This is a genomic window from Labrys sp. F242 (assembly GCF_057813875.1).
In genome coordinates this window covers 285,052-300,060 of the sequence record NZ_JBVASG010000001.1, presented here as the reverse complement: position 1 = coordinate 300,060, position 15,009 = coordinate 285,052, and the positions used below count along the sequence as shown (strand labels likewise).

The following is a 15,009-nucleotide window of genomic DNA, read 5'->3' as shown; positions in this document are numbered from 1 at the left end:
CGGGCTTCGGAACGGAATTGAAAAGGCCGGTCGCGAGAGACCGGCCTTTTGTGCTTCAACGGACCGTGCGCCCGATCATGCCGCCGCAGTGGGCTCGGAATGAGTCATCCTGCCGCTGGTATCCAGCGACGCCTCGAACGCCCGCAGACGTTTGTGAATGGACAGCAATTCGACGATGGTCGTCCACGAATTCACCAGAAACTGGAAGGAATTGGCGACACTGTTGAAGGCACCGGCGATTTGCTGATACAGGCCGAGCGTAAGCGCCCCGGCGGCAAAGGACGGAATCATCAGGAAGACCCCGAAGACATTGTCGGCCTGCAGATAGAGCGACCTCGCCGTATTGAAATAGGTGTAGTGCAGATAGATCCTGAAGTAGTTCTTCCTTACATTGGCGAACAATTCCTGCACCGTAATGGGGCTGGCGCGGTCGGCATGATCCTCACCATAGACCAGTTCCTTGCGATAGGCCGCTTCCACCTTCTGATTGAGGAATTGCAGTCCCGGCAGCTTAATGCCGATCACGCTAAGCAGCACTGTTCCGAATACAGCCCATAGGATTGCTGCTACGACCAGGGGTTGCGGGATGACGCCGACCACCGGCAAGGCAACGATATGTCGTGACAGGGACGACAAAAGCGGCAGAAACGCCACCAGGGTCATGACGGAGCTCACCAGCGAAATGCCGAGCGATTCAACGATGGTGGAGAAGCGCATCGTATCCTCCTGGACACGCTGAGCAGCACCTTCGATGGAACGTAACCTGGCCCAATTGTCCATGTAGAAATCGTTCATCGCCGTGCGCCACCTGAAGACATAGTGGTTCGTCACGAACGAGGTCAGCACGAAGACGGCAACGGCGACCGATGCAATGACGAGAAATGGCAGCAATCCTAGATACAATTCGGAGGCAGACACGGCGTTCGGCGCAGACATCGCCTTCTGGATGAGATTGAAAAAGGGCCCCCTCCAATTGTTGATCACAACGCTGACCTGAACGCCGAAATAGGTCACGAAGATCAGAAAGCCGGATACGAGAATCGACCAGTTCTGCCAGCGATGCGGGCTAAAAACAGCCCAAAATCCGTAGAAAATGCCCAAGAACACGGCAAAGTAGACATAGAACCAAAGAAAGGAATTGGTCCAGAAGTACGATAGGTCGACCACGTCGCCATCGCCGTCGCTGGCGGGCAATCCGATATATTGGCCCCAGCCTCTCGCTCCTCCGTACCAAAGCAGGATTGCAACAAGCAGCCAGAGGCTGGCCGTCAAAAAGAAGACCTTTGGTTTTGGGAAGAAGGACGTGAACACCTAGAAAATTCCTTTGCGTGCGAGCGCAACAGCGCTCTTGTGGTTCTTGCACCCGCAGCCCGACCTATGGCGCTGCTCATCTGTCATGGAAATAACGGGCCGGAGACAACGGGTGGCTTGTATAAAACGGGCACGTTCTCCGGGCAGAGCCCCTTCTTTCTCGCGCGCGGGAAAGTAAGGGGCTCTGCCGCCTGGCATGAGGGGGTGTATCTTCATCGCGCACCGAATTCGGCCAGTGGGCGTTCCTCGATATGAGCCGCCGTCTCGTCCGGCACGACCGCAAGACGGCGGTCGTGCAATCCGGCAAGCGAGGAGCGGTGCCCGATCGAGACGATCGTGGTATCGGGCAAGGCTCGACGAAGCAGGCCGTAGAGATCGGCCTCGCTCGTTTCGTCAAGCGCAGAGGTCGCCTCGTCCAGCAGCAACCAGGCGGGCCGACGCAGGATGGCGCGCGCCAGAGCGATGCGCTGCTTCTCCCCGCCCGACAAGGTGTTGTCCCATTTGTCGTCGGCATCGAGGCGATCGGAAAGTTCACCAAGACCGACCTGCTCCAGTACGGCACGATAGTGCTGTTCTTCGAAGGCTTCGGCCCCGTGGGGATAGGCCAGAGCCGAGCGCAACGATCCCAGCGGGAAATAGGGCTGCTGCGGCAGCAGCATCACGTCTTCGGTCTCCGGCAGGGCAATGATGCCCTTGCCATAGGGCCAGATGCCCGCAATGGCACGGAACAGGGTGGTCTTGCCGGAGCCCGACGGCCCCGTCACCAAAGTTCGGACTCCCTTGGGGAGGCTGAAATCCGTCTTCTTGAGGAGATTGGCTCCATTGGGCAGCGCCACATCCACATCCTTGCCTTCGATGATCCCTTGCTGCGGAACGGGTATGGCGTGGACGCCCTCATCGCGCGCCGCGTTGGCCCTGACGATGGCCAAGTCGAAGCCGGTAAGACGGTCGATCGTGGCCTTGTAAGCCGCAAGGATGGCGTAGGACGTCACAAAAAAGGAAAGAGCGGGTATGATATTGCCGAATGCATCGGCAGTTTGCATGAGCGTTCCCGACTTCATGGCCTCATTGGCGAAATAAGCCGGGGCTAACAGGAAGAAGGGCAACACGAGATTGAACTGGCCGTAGGCGAAAGTGACCGAAACCAGCTTGAGCTGCCGCATCAGCAGATCGAAGCGTGTCTGATAGACGGACGCGAAACGTGCCAGCAGACCCCGCTTTTCTTCCTCCTCGCCGTGCAGGAGAGCAATCTGCTCGTCATTTTCGCGCACGCGCACCAGATTGTAGCGGAAATCGGCCTCGAGCCTCTGAACCTTGAAATTGAGCGGCACCAGCGGCCGGCCGATAAGATGTGAGAGATAGGTGAACAGGATGGCCCAGGCCAGGAGCATCCACACCAGGTAGCCGGGAATATTACTCAGATCATATCCAGCAATTTTGTAGGGAAATTCAGCCGATATGCCCCACAATATCGTGACGAAGGCGTAGATGTTGAGAAGTTGTGAGAATATGCCGGTATAATTGTCGTAGGAACCCTGGACGAAATCGCGAACATCCTCGGAGATACGCTGGTCCGGGTTGTCCGTCTTATTACCGGCAACCGACAAGCGATAATGGACCTTGTCGGAAAGCCAATCTTTGACATAACGGCCCGAAAGCCAATTGCGCCAACGCAGGGCGGCGTAGCTGCTGATATACAGATCGACCATGCCCCTCAGAACCCAGAAGAAGGCGAGCGCCCCATAAACGCCCATCTCCGTCCAAAAAGCGGCCGCGGCCTTGTCCTGGATGGCTGTATAAAAGCGGTTCTGCCAAAAATTGAAGAGAACGTTGAGATAGACGAACAACACGTTCGAAACGATGACGAGGCCGAGCAGGCCAAGAGCCACGTTCCTTTCCCGCATCGCCCATTTGCCGAAGAGGCCGAGGTTGAGTTCCGCCCGGTCTTCCGCCTCGAAATAGGGGTTTACCAAGTCGACGATCCGTCGAAGCACCGGCACGAAATAGATCAGGTAATGCAGCAGGGCGAGAATACTGGCGACGATGGCGGCGTTGGCAGGAGGCAGATAGGGCTGAACTGTCTCCGAAACTTTACCCGCCTCGTTCAGGGCAGTGACGCCACCGAGGATCAGAAATGACAAGGCAAATAAGCTCACCAGGAAGCGCAGGACTGTCGGAATGCGGGCGGACAGAAACAAGACAACCGTGAGCACGAGGGATGCCAGGGGCAGATACAGGGGCACCGGACCGATGATGGAACCTGCAGCAAAACCAATCGTGGAAACAGCACAAAGACCCGCGAGGAGCCGGATCATGAAGACGGCCTTTCAGAAGTACGCCATCGGTCAGGCGAGGAATCCATTGCCTTTGACCATGCGGAATTAAGGTTAATACAACCCTGTCGTCCGCCCCCAAGCGGAAGGATATTGAGCATCCTTTGCCGCCTGCCACAAATGATCAAATGGTAAGGTGGTTCAGCATTTCGTGAAGGCCATCCGCGGTTCACAACCGTTTCGGCCAATAAAAAAGACGCGCCGGGGCGCGCCTCTGAATGGGATTGGGTGAGAGACTGCCCGACCCTATGCGCCGGAGAGGCCCTCCATTCTTGTTATTCGTCGCTTGCCTTCACGCGAACCGGTGACCCTGCCGCTTGAAGATGCTTTGTCGGGGATCACACAGTCTTGAGGTTGCCGGCTGCCGCCTTGCCCGTCTTGCGATCGGTCAGGATCTCGTAACCGATCTTCTGGCCTTCACGCAGTTCGGGTAGACCGGCACGCTCGACGGCGGTGATATGCACGAATACGTCGTGACCACCGTCATCAGGCTGAATGAAGCCATAACCTTTCTGGGTGTTGAACCATTTTACGGTTCCCGTGCTCATAGATAGATAGTCCTTTACTTCGTTCCAAAGCATGGACGCCCCACGGAAATCCGTGCTTCGCCCGGTTTTGTGAAATTTGGGGAGGGTGTCCTGAACGTACGTCCCGCTAGAGCCGCCCGAAGGCAGCTCAAGTGCATGGATGTACCGGCCCAGTCGTCCGGCCAAATGACGTCAGATCGATAACACAGGTTTGTCGAAATTCACAAGTGCGTGGCCCAAGCAGGCTTAAGAGGCGGGAAAGATCACAGTTCTGCCATTCCCAGCTGCCACGGCTTGGTCTAGAGCAAAGCGCGTTTGGACAGAAACGCTTGTTTGCTCTAGCTCCCTGTTTTGACGCATCTTTGCGGTTCTTGCCGGTTCCGGAAAATCGCAAAACGCTATAGAGGCTGTGCCTGTCGCCTCCTTCTCTCGCCCCGTCAGTGGAACCGTGCCCGGTATGACCGCCCTTCTGCGCCCTGCTCTTATCCTGCTTGCTCTTTGCGCCAGCACGCCCGCTCTTGCCGACAGCGCCGACCGGGATTGCTCGAAAGGGGTGGCCGAGCAGCGCATTCCCGCCTGCACGCAATTGCTCGACCGGAAGCTGGCCAAAACGACGCGGGCGCTGGTGTATTTCCGGCGTGGACAGGCCTATGCGGAAAACAGCGACGACGCCAAGGCGGTGGCGGATTTCGGCGCGGCGCTCGAATTGCGGCCGCGCGACGCCGCCAGCCTGACCGCACGGGCCGATGCCCAGTCCCGCCTCGGCGAGATGGACGCGGCGCTGGCCGATTATGCCGCCGTGATCGCCGTCAATCGGCGTTCGGCCCTTCCGCTGGTCAATCGCGGCTTTGCGCTGCTCCAATTCGACCGCAACGAGGAGGCGATCAAGGATTTCGATGCTGCCATCGCCCTCAACGGGCGCGAGGAAGAGGCGTATAAGGGCCGTGGCGATGCCCATCGCGCCCTCGAGGAGCATATGGCCGCCATCGACGACTACACGCAGGCCATCCGCCTCGACAAGACCTACAAGAATGCCTTCTATGCCAGAGCCCGTTCCCTCATCGAGATGAAGGACTATACTCGCGCCCTGGAAGACCTGCAGAAGGCGCTCGACCTCGATAGCGATTTCGATTCCGCCTATTTCAGCCGCGCTTTCGTGCAGTGGCAGCTCGGCGACACCGAAGGCGCCATCGCCGACTATACCAAGGCGCTCGCGCTCGATACCAGTTTTCCGTCCGCGCGCCTGGAACGTGGACAGCTCTTTGCCGCCCTGCATCGCTATGACGAAGCGATGGCCGATTATGACGAGACTATCCGCGAGCAGCCGACCAGCGACCAGGCCTATGTCTCGCGCGGCATGGTCTGGCGCGAACTCGGGGACTACGACAATGCACTGGCCGATTTCGGCAAGGCGCTCGAACTCACCAAGGACAAGCCCGATACCCTCAATGAACGGGCCCTGACCTATCTCGCCGCCGATCGCTATGACGAGGCGCTGCGCGATGCCAATGCCGCCATCGCCGCCAATGCGCAAGTCACCGACTATTTCGTCACGCGCGCGCGCATCCATGAGAGCCGGGGCGAGCGCGACGACGCCATTGCCGATTTCAACAAGGCGCTGGAGCTCGACCCCGCCAACAAGCCGGCCAAGGGCGGCCTGTCTCGGCTCGGCGCCAAGCCGTAAGCTGCCCGGGACCGCCGGCTTCTCAGCGACATTGAGCTTGGCTCAATGTCGCGATATCCGCTCTTGAAAGCACCGTGCTTGCCCGAGAGAAAGAGGCGGACGTCAGATCTTGTCCAGCCAGTCGACCAGGCGCTGCGTGGCGGCCTGGAGCTGCTCGGGGCTGCGCAGATAGCACAGCCGCATGAAGCCCTCGCCACCAGCTCCGAAGGCCGTGCCGGGCGCGAGGCCGACATTGGCCTGATCGACGATCTCGAGGCCCAGGCGACGCACGTCCGGCTTCCCTTCCACGGAGAAGAACAGATAGAAGGCGCCGCTCGCCGGGGCGAAGCGCACCTTGCCGGTGGCGCTCAGGCCGTTGATGACGATATCACGGCCCTGACGGGCGCGGGCGATCTGATGCTCGACGAAGCTCTCGCCCCGCTCCAGGGCCGCGATGCCGGCGCGTTGCAGGAAGGTTGCTACACCCGAAGTGGAATATTGCAGCAGATTCTCGATGGTCTGCCCGAGTTCAGGCGGTGCCTCCATCCAGCCGATGCGCCAGCCGGTCATCGCCCAGTTCTTCGAAAAGGTATCGGTGAAGATGATGCGGTCTTCCGGCGTGCGGATGTCGCGGAAGGAGGGCGCGCGACCGCCGGCATAATGGAAGCGCGTATAGATCTCGTCGGCGAAGATCCACAGCCCATGCCGGCGGGCGAGATCGAGCACGAAGGCGATATCCTCCGCCGTGGCGACCCAGCCGGTGGGGTTGGACGGCGAATTGATGAAGATGCCGCGGGTGCGCGGCGTGATGGCGTCGGCGAGACGCTGGAAATCGAGCTTCCAGCCCTGTTCGGTGAAGATCTGGGGCACCATAACCGGCTTGGCACCGGCCACGCCGATGGCGGCCGCGAAATTCGGCCAGGCCGGCGTCGGCACGATCACCTCGTCGCCGGCACCGGCGATCAGGCGAACCGCGGTCTGGATCGCATGCATGCCGGACTGGGTAACGAAAAAGCGATCGGCGGAGAATGGTTTGCCGAAAAGGTTGGTGTGATAGCGCGCCAGGGCTTCGCGCAAATCAGGAATGCCACGCTGCCAGGTATAGAAGGTTTCGCCGGCGGCCAGCGACCGTGTCGCCGCTTCGGTGATGAAGGCCGGTGTGGGCACATCGCCCTCGCCGGCCCAGAGCGGGATCATGCCCTGGCGCGTGCGCCCATAATTCATCACCTCGACGATGCCGCTTTCCGGTGCGCCGAGCGCCTCCGGCCTGATGCCATCGAGGAAGGTGGGAGCGGAGGGAATCGTCTCGAAGGCGGCAGTCACGGCATTATCCTTGCAATGGGAATGCCGGACTTTATGACATCAGCGCGGGCAGCAGAAACCAAAACTTGGAATGGAATCCATCGCCTGCATGCATGGATACCGATGGCAGCCTCTCCCGACTCGCGGAAAAGGCTGCCCACATGGCAGGCTCACCTCCTGGCGAGCAGGTCGCGGATTTCCGTCAGCAACAGCACATCGGCGGGCGGAGGAGGAGGTGCAGCCGGGGCCGCCTCGGCCGCAGGCTTCAGATTCTTGACGCGGTTGATGCCCTTCACCACCAGGAAGAGCACAAAGGCGATGATCAGGAACTTGACGGTGACGGTAATGAACTTGCCATAGGCGAAAACGGCACCCGCCTTGCGGGCGTCATCGAGCGAGACACCCTCGGGGACCTTGGAGCTCAGGCCGACATACATGTTCGAGAAATCAAGTCCACCCGTGATTGCGCCGATGATCGGCATGATGATGTCATCAACCAATGACGCGACGATCAGACCGAACGCCGCACCGATGATCACACCGATGGCGAGGTCGACGACGTTGCCCTTGAGGGCAAATTCCTTGAATTCCTTGAGCATGGAGCCTCCGCTTGTGCCTGCCTGGACCGACGTCAATGCAACCGATCCCTGGCTCTGTCACCCGATGATACCGGCGCCAATGCCAAGATTCGTTACTATAGGGAGGTAATGATTAGCCTCCTCACGCGGGGATGCAAGTCATTGTCCACCCGGACGTTCCAGCTCAAACGTGCTTTCCACTACGGAATAGTCCCGATAGCCCAGGCGCGAGACCACGCGCATCGCTGCGGTATCGACGCGCCCGTCACGGATGAAGCGGTCGTCGACATGAATGCCGACCACTTCGCCGCAAACGAGCCAGGCATCGCTCGGCGCGCCCTCCGCATCGACGAGTTGGATCGTCTGGGTCCAGCGGCATTCCAGCGCGGCAGCGGCCCGGGCCACGCGCGGCGGCTTTACCAGGCGCGAGGGTGCGGCTTCCAGCCCGGCATGTTCCATCTCGCTCTGGCCGCGCGGCAGCCGGGCCGAGGTGGCATTCATCGCGTCGATCAGGTCCTTGGTGACGAGGTTGCAGACGAATTCACGTGTCTCCTCGGCAAAGACGACGCTGTCCTTGCGGCCGTCCGCGGCAAAGCCGACGAGATGCGGACGCGACTGGAACGCATTGAAGAAGGAGAACGGGGCGAGATTGAGGGCCCCAGCCGCCGACCTCGTGGTGATCCAGCCGATCGGACGCGGCGTCACCAGGGCCTTGAAGGGATCATGGGGCAGGCCGTGATCGCCCTTGCGTGGTTCGTAAAACATCGCGTCAAACCTCCAGCGTCTGGCCGAGCCGTCGCAGGAAACCGGCACAGGCCTCGAGTTCGGACAGGGCGATCCACTCGTCGGCGCCATGGGCCTGCTTGATCGAGCCCGGTCCACAGATCACGGTGGGAATGCCGGCAAGCTGGAAATGACCGGCTTCGGTGCCGTAGGACACCGCCTGGGTGCGGTTGCGCCCGGCAAGACGCAGGGCCAGCGTCTCCGCATAGGAGCCGGGATCGGGCGACAAGGCCGGCACCGCCACGTCGAGCTCGGTCACGATATCGGCCTCCGGCGCATTGCGCCTCAGCCGTGGCAGCACGACCTCCTGGCTGAAGGCCCGTATCCGGTCCGGTACGAACTCCACCGGCAAGGAGGGCAGCCCGCGGCATTCCCAGACGATGCGGGCCTCGTCCGGCACGATGTTGATGGCCTTGCCGGCCTGGATGAGGCCCGCCTGCACCGTGGAATAGCCGGGCTCGAACCGGCCGGAAGGATCGCCTGCGGCCCGCAATTCGTCGGCAATGTCATCGAGATGGCTGATGATGCGGGCGGCCGCATGCAGGGCGTTGGCGCCGAGCGCCGGCATGGCCGAATGGGCGGGCCGGCCGGTGATGCGGGTGAGATAACCGGCAAGCGACTTCTGCGCATCGACCACTTCCATCAGCGTCGGCTCCCCGACGATGCAGGCGCGCGGCAAGGGCAGGCCCTTGCCGAAACGGGCGATCATGTCGAGGCTGCCCAGGCAGGAGATCTCCTCGTCATAGGAGATGGCGATATGAACAGGTGCTTTCAGCTTCATCGCCAGGAAATCGGGTACCAAGGCGAGCGCGGTGGCGACGAAACCCTTCATGTCGCAGGTGCCACGGCCGTAAAGGCGCTCACCCTCCAGCCGCACCTCGAAGGCCGGCGCGCTCCAGGCCTGGCCTTCCACCGGCACCACGTCGACATGGCCGGAAAGCACCACGCCCGGCCGATCCGCCGGGCCGATGGTGGCAAGAAGCGCAGCCTTGTCGCCAGCGGCGTTGGGCAGGCGGACGCTCTCGACGCCATGCCCGGCTAGATAGTTGGCAACGAAATCGATCAGCGCCAGATTGGAACGGGAGCTGACCGTATCGAAGGAAACCAGCTTGGCGGTGAGTTCGGCGGGGGTATAGCGAGAGGGCATGATGTCCACTCTTCCTCAATTGCAGGCGCTTCGTTTCCAGGAGTGGACGTCGCCGAGATAGCACAGGAAGCGGCGCGGCTGGGACCGCGGACAACAGCCACATGGAGCTACGCTCAATGTGGCGGCGACGTCCGCTCCTTCTTTCCCACTGGTGTCGCCACCTACGCGTTCACCAGCTCTTCCGTCTCGGCCTTGTCGAAATCGTAGCGGGCGTTGCAGAACTCGCAGGTCACCGTGATCGATCCGTCATCGGCGACCATGTCACGGCGATCGGCTTGCGAGAAATTGCGCAGCATGGTGGTAACGGCCTCGCGCGAGCAGCGGCATTTCTCGATGATGGCCGAGCTCTCGAACACCCGAGCTCCGCGCTCGTGGAAAAGGCGATAGAGCAGTTCCTCGGCCGGCACATTCGGATCGGTGAGTTCGTGATCCTCGACCGTCCCCATCAGGAGCTTGGCCTCGACCCATGCGTCGTCCTCGCGATGCTCCATCACCTCGGCCCCCTCGGGCGCATCGCCCGGCGGCAGGTCGGCCATGCGCATGCGCTCGGGCGAGGACGGCAGGAACTGGATCATCATGCCGCCGGCGCGCCAGCTCGTCCCCTCCCCGGCCACGTAATTTTCGGCCACGGCCAGACGGACGCGGGTGGGAATCTGCTCGGACTGGCGGAAATACTGGTCCGCTGCCGCTTCCAGGCTCTCGCCCTCCAAAGCGACGATGCCCTGGTAGCGCGCCATGTCCGGGCCCTGGTCGATGGTCATGGCAAGATGGCCACTGCCGAGCAGCTCGATGGTGCTGGTCTTGCCGGCATCGATGGCAGCAGCCACGGCCTCCTTGTCGAAGGTGGCGCAGGCCCGTACCCGGTCCGGTGCCTGGAAATCGACCACCAGCATCCTCACCGGCCCGTCGGTGCGGGTCTGCAGGATGAACCGGCCGTCGAATTTCAGCGTGGTGCCGAGCATCAATGCCAGCGCCGTCGCCTCGCCAAGCGCGCGCGAAACCGGCGCCGGATAGTCGTGCCGGCGCAAAATGGTGTCGATGGCCGGACCGAGCCTGACGACGCGGCCCCGCACGTCCAGCCCCTCCGCCTGGAAGGGCAGAATGTGATCGTCTTCCATCAGATGAGGCTCGCTCATGCCGCGGCCTGCCCGAAACACCAGGCGAGCACGCCCTTCTGGGCATGCAGGCGGTTCTCGGCCTCGTCGAACACCACCGATTGCGGCCCGTCAATCACCTCGTCCGTCACCTCCTCGCCGCGATGGGCGGGCAGGCAATGCATGAACAGGGCATCCGGCTTGGCAAGACCCATCAGCTTGGCGTTGACCTGGTAGGGGCGCAGCAGATTGTGGCGATAGCCCTCGGAATCGCCCATCGAGATCCAGCAATCGGTGACGACGCAATCGGCGCCCTCCACCATCTCGCGGGGATCCGTGCTGATTTCCAGCCGGCCATTGTTGGCACGGGCCCAGTCGACGACCTCCTTGCGCACGGAAAGGTCATGGGGCGCGGCGACGCGCATGGTGAAGTCGAAGCGTTGTGCTGCCTCGATCCAGGACGTCAGCACATTGTTGGCATCGCCCGTCCAGGTCACCGTCTTGCCCTTGATCGGACCGCGATGTTCCTCATAGGTGAGGATATCCGCCATGATCTGGCAGGGATGGGAGAGCTTGGTCAGGCCGTTGATCACCGGGATCGTGGCATTGGCCGCCAGTTCGCGCACCGCGGCATGGTCGAGCATGCGGATCATCACCGCATCGACATAGCGCGAGAGCACGCGAGCCGTGTCGGCGATGGTCTCGCCGCGGCCGAGCTGCATCTCAGCACCGGTCAGCATCAGGGTCTCGCCACCAAGTTCGCGCATGCCGACATCGAAGGAAACCCGCGTACGCGTCGAGGGCTGCTCGAATACCATCGCCAGCACCTTGCCGGTGAGCGGACGTTCGCTCGCCACCTTGCCCTTCACGCGCTTGGCCTTGATCGAGGCGGCGAGGTCGAGAACCGTCCGCAAATCCTGGGTGGGAAGGTCGGAAAGATCGAGAAAATGCTTTACCATCGTCAATGTCCGGCAGTCTTTGGCTTGCTCGAGAGGGCGACACAGGCAGCCTCGATTCGGCGCACGCCTTCGAGAAGTTCTTCATCCGAGATGATCAACGGCGGCAGCAGCCGCGTGACGTTGTCGCCGGCCGGAATGGCCACCAGCTTTTCGGCCCTGAGGGCGCCGACGAATTCGCCCGGCGTCACGCGCGTGCGCAAGCCGAGCATCAGGCCTTCGCCGCGGATCTCCTCGATGATGTCGGGGAAGCGGTCCTTGAGCTCGGCCAGGCGCTGGCGCAGCAGCAGGCCGGCTTTGGCGACATGCTCCAGGAACCCTTCCTCGAGCACGACGTCGAGCACGGCATTGCCGACCGCCATGGCGAGCGGATTGCCGCCGAAGGTGGTGCCATGCACGCCGGCCGTCATGCCCTTGGCCGCCTCGTCGGTGGCGAGGCATGCGCCCATCGGGAAGCCGCCGCCAATACCCTTGGCGACCGCCATGATGTCGGGAGTCACGCCAGCCCATTCATGCGCGAACAGCCTGCCGGTGCGGCCAACGCCTGTCTGCACCTCGTCGAAAATCAGGAGAAGCCCCTTGTCGTCGCACAGTTGGCGCATGCCCTTGAGGCAAGCCTGCGGGAAGGAGCGGATGCCACCCTCGCCCTGGATCGGCTCGACCAGGATGGCGGCGGTTTCCGCCGTGATCGCCCGGTCCAGCGCCTCGTGGTCGCCGAAGGCGATCTGGTCGAAACCGTCGACCTTGGGGCCGAAGCCTTCCAGATATTTGGCCTGGCCGCCGGCAGCGATGGTCGCCAGCGTACGGCCGTGGAAGGCGCCCTCGAAGGTGATGACGCGGTAGCGCTCGGCATGGCCGTTGGCCGACTGATATTTGCGGGCCATCTTGATGGCGCATTCGAGCGCTTCCGCCCCCGAATTGGTGAAGAAGACCTTGTCCGCGAAGGTGGCGTCGGCCAGCCGGCGGGCAAGCTTCTCGCCGCCCGGCATCTGGAACAGGTTGGAGGTGTGCCAGATCTTCTGGGCTTGCTCAGTCAGCGCCGACACCAGATGGGGATGGGCATGGCCAAGCGAATTGACGGCGATGCCCGCACCGAAATCGAGATAGCGCTCGCCGTCCGAAGCGATCATCCACACGCCCTCGCCTCGCTCGAAAGCCACGTCCGCTCGGGCATAAGTCGGCAGGATGGCCGACGGGGCGGGATCATGGGAGAGCTGAGATTTGACGGAGGCGTTCACGGGTGTGGCTTTCAAGTTGGCAATTCTAGAGGTTTGAGACAGTCCTGGGATTTGAGATAGTCCTGGAACATCATGATGACAGGAGCAAAGCGCGTTTTGGCGAAACCGCACTTTGTTCCAACTCTTGGTTCCGACGCGTCTTTGCGATTCTTGGCGATGCCGGCAAATCGCAAAACGCTTGGGCCAAAAAATCAAAACGCCGCCCCAAGGTTGCTGCTTGAGGGCGGCTGTTTCAACGAAAAATATATTAGGCGTGAGGGCGATGCTGTCAATGGCAGCGTTGGAGCGGACCGGCGCGGTCAGGTCAGGCCCGCGCCGTGTCCCCGTTCATGCACCCACCTTCAGCCGTTGTGCTTGGCATCGTCCACTTCCGGCGACCCGATTCCGTCGGGGCGGCCAACGGTCGGCGCCTTGTGTCCTGCGCCTCCGAGCGAGGCGGCCAGTAGTGCCTGGGTGGGATCGGCCCCCTTGAAGCCGGCCTGGGCCAGGATCTCGTCGAGGATGGGCTTTTGGGCGGTGAAGCTGAGTAGCTGGCTGGACAGGTCGCCGATCGGATGGCCGCCCTGATCACCGCCTGCTCCCGCACCACCGAGAGCACCGGCCAACCCACCCGCGCTGAAGATCCTGATGTCGGAAATCTTCTCGATCGGCTTCATCGCCTGTTCCAGTGCCAGCGGCACTATCGCCACTCGGGCCTTGGCGAGTTCGAAGCCGATGATGTTTTCCGCCAGTGCATTGCGCGCCTCGTTCTTGGCCCGCTCGGCCCGCGCTTCGGCTTCGCCCAGTTCGATCACGCCGGTAGCGCGGATCTTGGCCGCCTGCGCTTCGGCGTCGGCCTGGATCTTGGTGGCGGCGGCCACGTTCTCGGCCGCCTGCCTCTCCGCCTCGGCCTTGACCGTGATGGCGGTCGCCGCCTGCTCGGCCGCCTTGCGGGCATCGATAACGGCGATGCGCTTGGCGCGCTCGGCGATTTCAACCTCGCGGGCGGTGGTGACCTGCTCCTCGGCAGTGATGGCTGATGCTTTCGCCTCATCCGCCTTGGCGCGGGCAGCCTGCTCTTCCTCCATCTTGCGGGCCACCATGATCGCTGCGTCAATACGCGCGGTCTCGGTGATCTTGCGGGCCACCGCTTCACGCTCGGCGATGCCCTGCTCGGCCCCGATACGCGCAGCCTCGCGGGCCTGGCGCGCTTCCGCGTCGCGCTCGGCGATGCCCCGGTCGGTATCGAGCCGGGCGGTCTCCTGGCTCAAGCGCGCCAATTGCTCGGCCTTGGCCGTTTCGGCGCGGGTTTCGGCCGTCTTGTTGGCGATATCGCGTTCCTGGCTCAATTCCGCATCGCGCTGCTCGCGCTCGATGGTGAGACGCCTCAGCGCGGCCTCGCGGTCCTTGGTGGCGATCTCGACCTCGTTGTCGCGCACGATCTGGTTACGCTCGCGCTTGCGCTCTTCGGTGATCTTGGTGAGGGCGGTCAGGCCCTCGGCATCGAATGTGTTGTTCGGATTGAAATGCTTGATGTCGGTCTGGTCGAGGCGGGTGAGCGAGACCGATTCGAGTTCGAGACCGTTGGACTGCAGGTCGTGCGCCACCGCCGCCTGCACCGATTTGACGAATTCGGCGCGCTGCTCCTGCAGATCGCGCAGCGACATGGTCGCAGCTACCGAACGCAGGCCGTCGACGAATTTGGCTTCCACCAGAGCCTTGAGCGCATCGGCGTCGTTGGTGCGATCGCCCAGCGTCTGGGCGGCGAGCGCGATGTTCTCGGCATCGGGCTTCACCCGAACATAGAATTCGGCGGTGATGTCGGCACGCATGCGGTCCTTGGTGATCAGCGATTCATGTTCGGAACGCTTGACCTCGAGCCGCAACGTGCTCAGCGACACCCAGGAATAGGAGTGGAAGATGGGCAGGATGACCGAGCCGCCGTCGAGCACCACCTTCTTGCCGCCGAGGCCGGTACGCACATAGGCCTTGTCGCGCGTGGACCTGGTGTAGAGGGTCGTCATGATGATGCCGATGACGACGATGGCCGTCACGATCACACCGGCAATGAGCCCCAACGAAAGGAAGTCCATGGTCG

12 protein-coding genes are annotated in these 15,009 nt (G+C 62.1%); 1 reads left to right on the top strand and 11 read right to left on the bottom strand.

Features of this window, described 5'->3' with window-relative positions:
- Positions 1 to 75: 75 nt before the first annotated feature.
- The 3 genes from sbmA to ACZYTC_RS01440 form a co-directional block, all read right to left on the bottom strand.
- Positions 76 to 1,311, bottom strand: a complete 1,236-nt coding sequence (gene sbmA, locus ACZYTC_RS01450) for a peptide antibiotic transporter SbmA (RefSeq protein ID WP_434957847.1) — start codon at positions 1,309 to 1,311, stop codon at positions 76 to 78.
- Positions 1,312 to 1,523: 212 nt separating this feature from the next.
- Positions 1,524 to 3,452, bottom strand: a complete 1,929-nt coding sequence (locus ACZYTC_RS01445) for an ABC transporter ATP-binding protein/permease (RefSeq protein ID WP_488988744.1) — start codon at positions 3,450 to 3,452, stop codon at positions 1,524 to 1,526.
- A gap of 530 nt (positions 3,453 to 3,982) precedes the next feature.
- Positions 3,983 to 4,192, bottom strand: coding sequence for a cold-shock protein (locus tag ACZYTC_RS01440; protein WP_434957849.1), 210 nt, complete (start codon positions 4,190 to 4,192; stop codon positions 3,983 to 3,985).
- Between the two features lie 436 nt (positions 4,193 to 4,628).
- On the opposite strand from ACZYTC_RS01440, the gene ACZYTC_RS01435 reads away from it, so the two are divergent.
- The gene (locus ACZYTC_RS01435; protein ID WP_434957850.1) at positions 4,629 to 5,855 is read left to right on the top strand and encodes a tetratricopeptide repeat protein; all 1,227 of its coding nucleotides are present in this window, start codon (positions 4,629 to 4,631) and stop codon (positions 5,853 to 5,855) included.
- Positions 5,856 to 5,957: 102 nt separating this feature from the next.
- Here the strand turns inward: ACZYTC_RS01435 and ACZYTC_RS01430 are convergent, their stop codons facing one another.
- The 8 genes from ACZYTC_RS01430 to ACZYTC_RS01395 form a co-directional block, all read right to left on the bottom strand.
- Positions 5,958 to 7,157 carry a pyridoxal phosphate-dependent aminotransferase gene (locus ACZYTC_RS01430; protein ID WP_434957851.1) on the bottom strand — a complete coding sequence of 400 codons (1,200 nt, stop codon included), beginning with the start codon at positions 7,155 to 7,157 and terminating at the stop codon, positions 5,958 to 5,960.
- Positions 7,158 to 7,306: 149 nt separating this feature from the next.
- Complete coding sequence (gene mscL, locus ACZYTC_RS01425; RefSeq protein ID WP_488988743.1) at positions 7,307 to 7,735, bottom strand: large conductance mechanosensitive channel protein MscL; 429 nt, start codon at positions 7,733 to 7,735, stop codon at positions 7,307 to 7,309.
- Positions 7,736 to 7,873: 138 nt separating this feature from the next.
- The gene (locus tag ACZYTC_RS01420; protein WP_488988742.1) at positions 7,874 to 8,479 is read right to left on the bottom strand and encodes a flavin reductase family protein; all 606 of its coding nucleotides are present in this window, start codon (positions 8,477 to 8,479) and stop codon (positions 7,874 to 7,876) included.
- Positions 8,480 to 8,483: 4 nt separating this feature from the next.
- Complete coding sequence (argE, locus tag ACZYTC_RS01415; protein WP_488988741.1) at positions 8,484 to 9,644, bottom strand: acetylornithine deacetylase; 1,161 nt, start codon at positions 9,642 to 9,644, stop codon at positions 8,484 to 8,486.
- 161 nt (positions 9,645 to 9,805) lie between these two features.
- A complete protein-coding gene (locus tag ACZYTC_RS01410; protein ID WP_488988740.1) occupies positions 9,806 to 10,780 on the bottom strand; it encodes an Hsp33 family molecular chaperone in 975 nt (324 codons plus the stop codon).
- Positions 10,777 to 11,697 (bottom strand): ornithine carbamoyltransferase, encoded by a 921-nt coding sequence (gene argF / locus ACZYTC_RS01405; RefSeq protein ID WP_434957856.1) that lies wholly within the window; start codon positions 11,695 to 11,697, stop codon positions 10,777 to 10,779. Before argF ends, ACZYTC_RS01410 begins: the two co-directional genes overlap by 4 nt.
- 2 nt (positions 11,698 to 11,699) lie before the next feature.
- Positions 11,700 to 12,947 carry an aspartate aminotransferase family protein gene (locus ACZYTC_RS01400; protein WP_434957857.1) on the bottom strand — a complete coding sequence of 416 codons (1,248 nt, stop codon included), beginning with the start codon at positions 12,945 to 12,947 and terminating at the stop codon, positions 11,700 to 11,702.
- Between the two features lie 326 nt (positions 12,948 to 13,273).
- Positions 13,274 to 15,004 carry a flotillin family protein gene (locus ACZYTC_RS01395; RefSeq protein WP_434957858.1) on the bottom strand — a complete coding sequence of 577 codons (1,731 nt, stop codon included), beginning with the start codon at positions 15,002 to 15,004 and terminating at the stop codon, positions 13,274 to 13,276.
- Positions 15,005 to 15,009: the final 5 nt, after the last annotated feature.

Coding starts and splice junctions, on each gene's coding strand:
- ACZYTC_RS01410 (WP_488988740.1), bottom strand. CDS start 10,780: ATGAGCGAGCCTCATCTGATGGAAGACGATCACATTCTGCCCTTCCAG.
- mscL (WP_488988743.1), bottom strand. CDS start 7,735: ATGCTCAAGGAATTCAAGGAATTTGCCCTCAAGGGCAACGTCGTCGAC.
- argE (WP_488988741.1), bottom strand. CDS start 9,644: ATGCCCTCTCGCTATACCCCCGCCGAACTCACCGCCAAGCTGGTTTCC.
- argF (WP_434957856.1), bottom strand. CDS start 11,697: ATGGTAAAGCATTTTCTCGATCTTTCCGACCTTCCCACCCAGGATTTG.
- ACZYTC_RS01395 (WP_434957858.1), bottom strand. CDS start 15,004: ATGGACTTCCTTTCGTTGGGGCTCATTGCCGGTGTGATCGTGACGGCC.
- ACZYTC_RS01435 (WP_434957850.1), top strand. CDS start 4,629: ATGACCGCCCTTCTGCGCCCTGCTCTTATCCTGCTTGCTCTTTGCGCC.
- ACZYTC_RS01440 (WP_434957849.1), bottom strand. CDS start 4,192: ATGAGCACGGGAACCGTAAAATGGTTCAACACCCAGAAAGGTTATGGC.
- ACZYTC_RS01420 (WP_488988742.1), bottom strand. CDS start 8,479: ATGTTTTACGAACCACGCAAGGGCGATCACGGCCTGCCCCATGATCCC.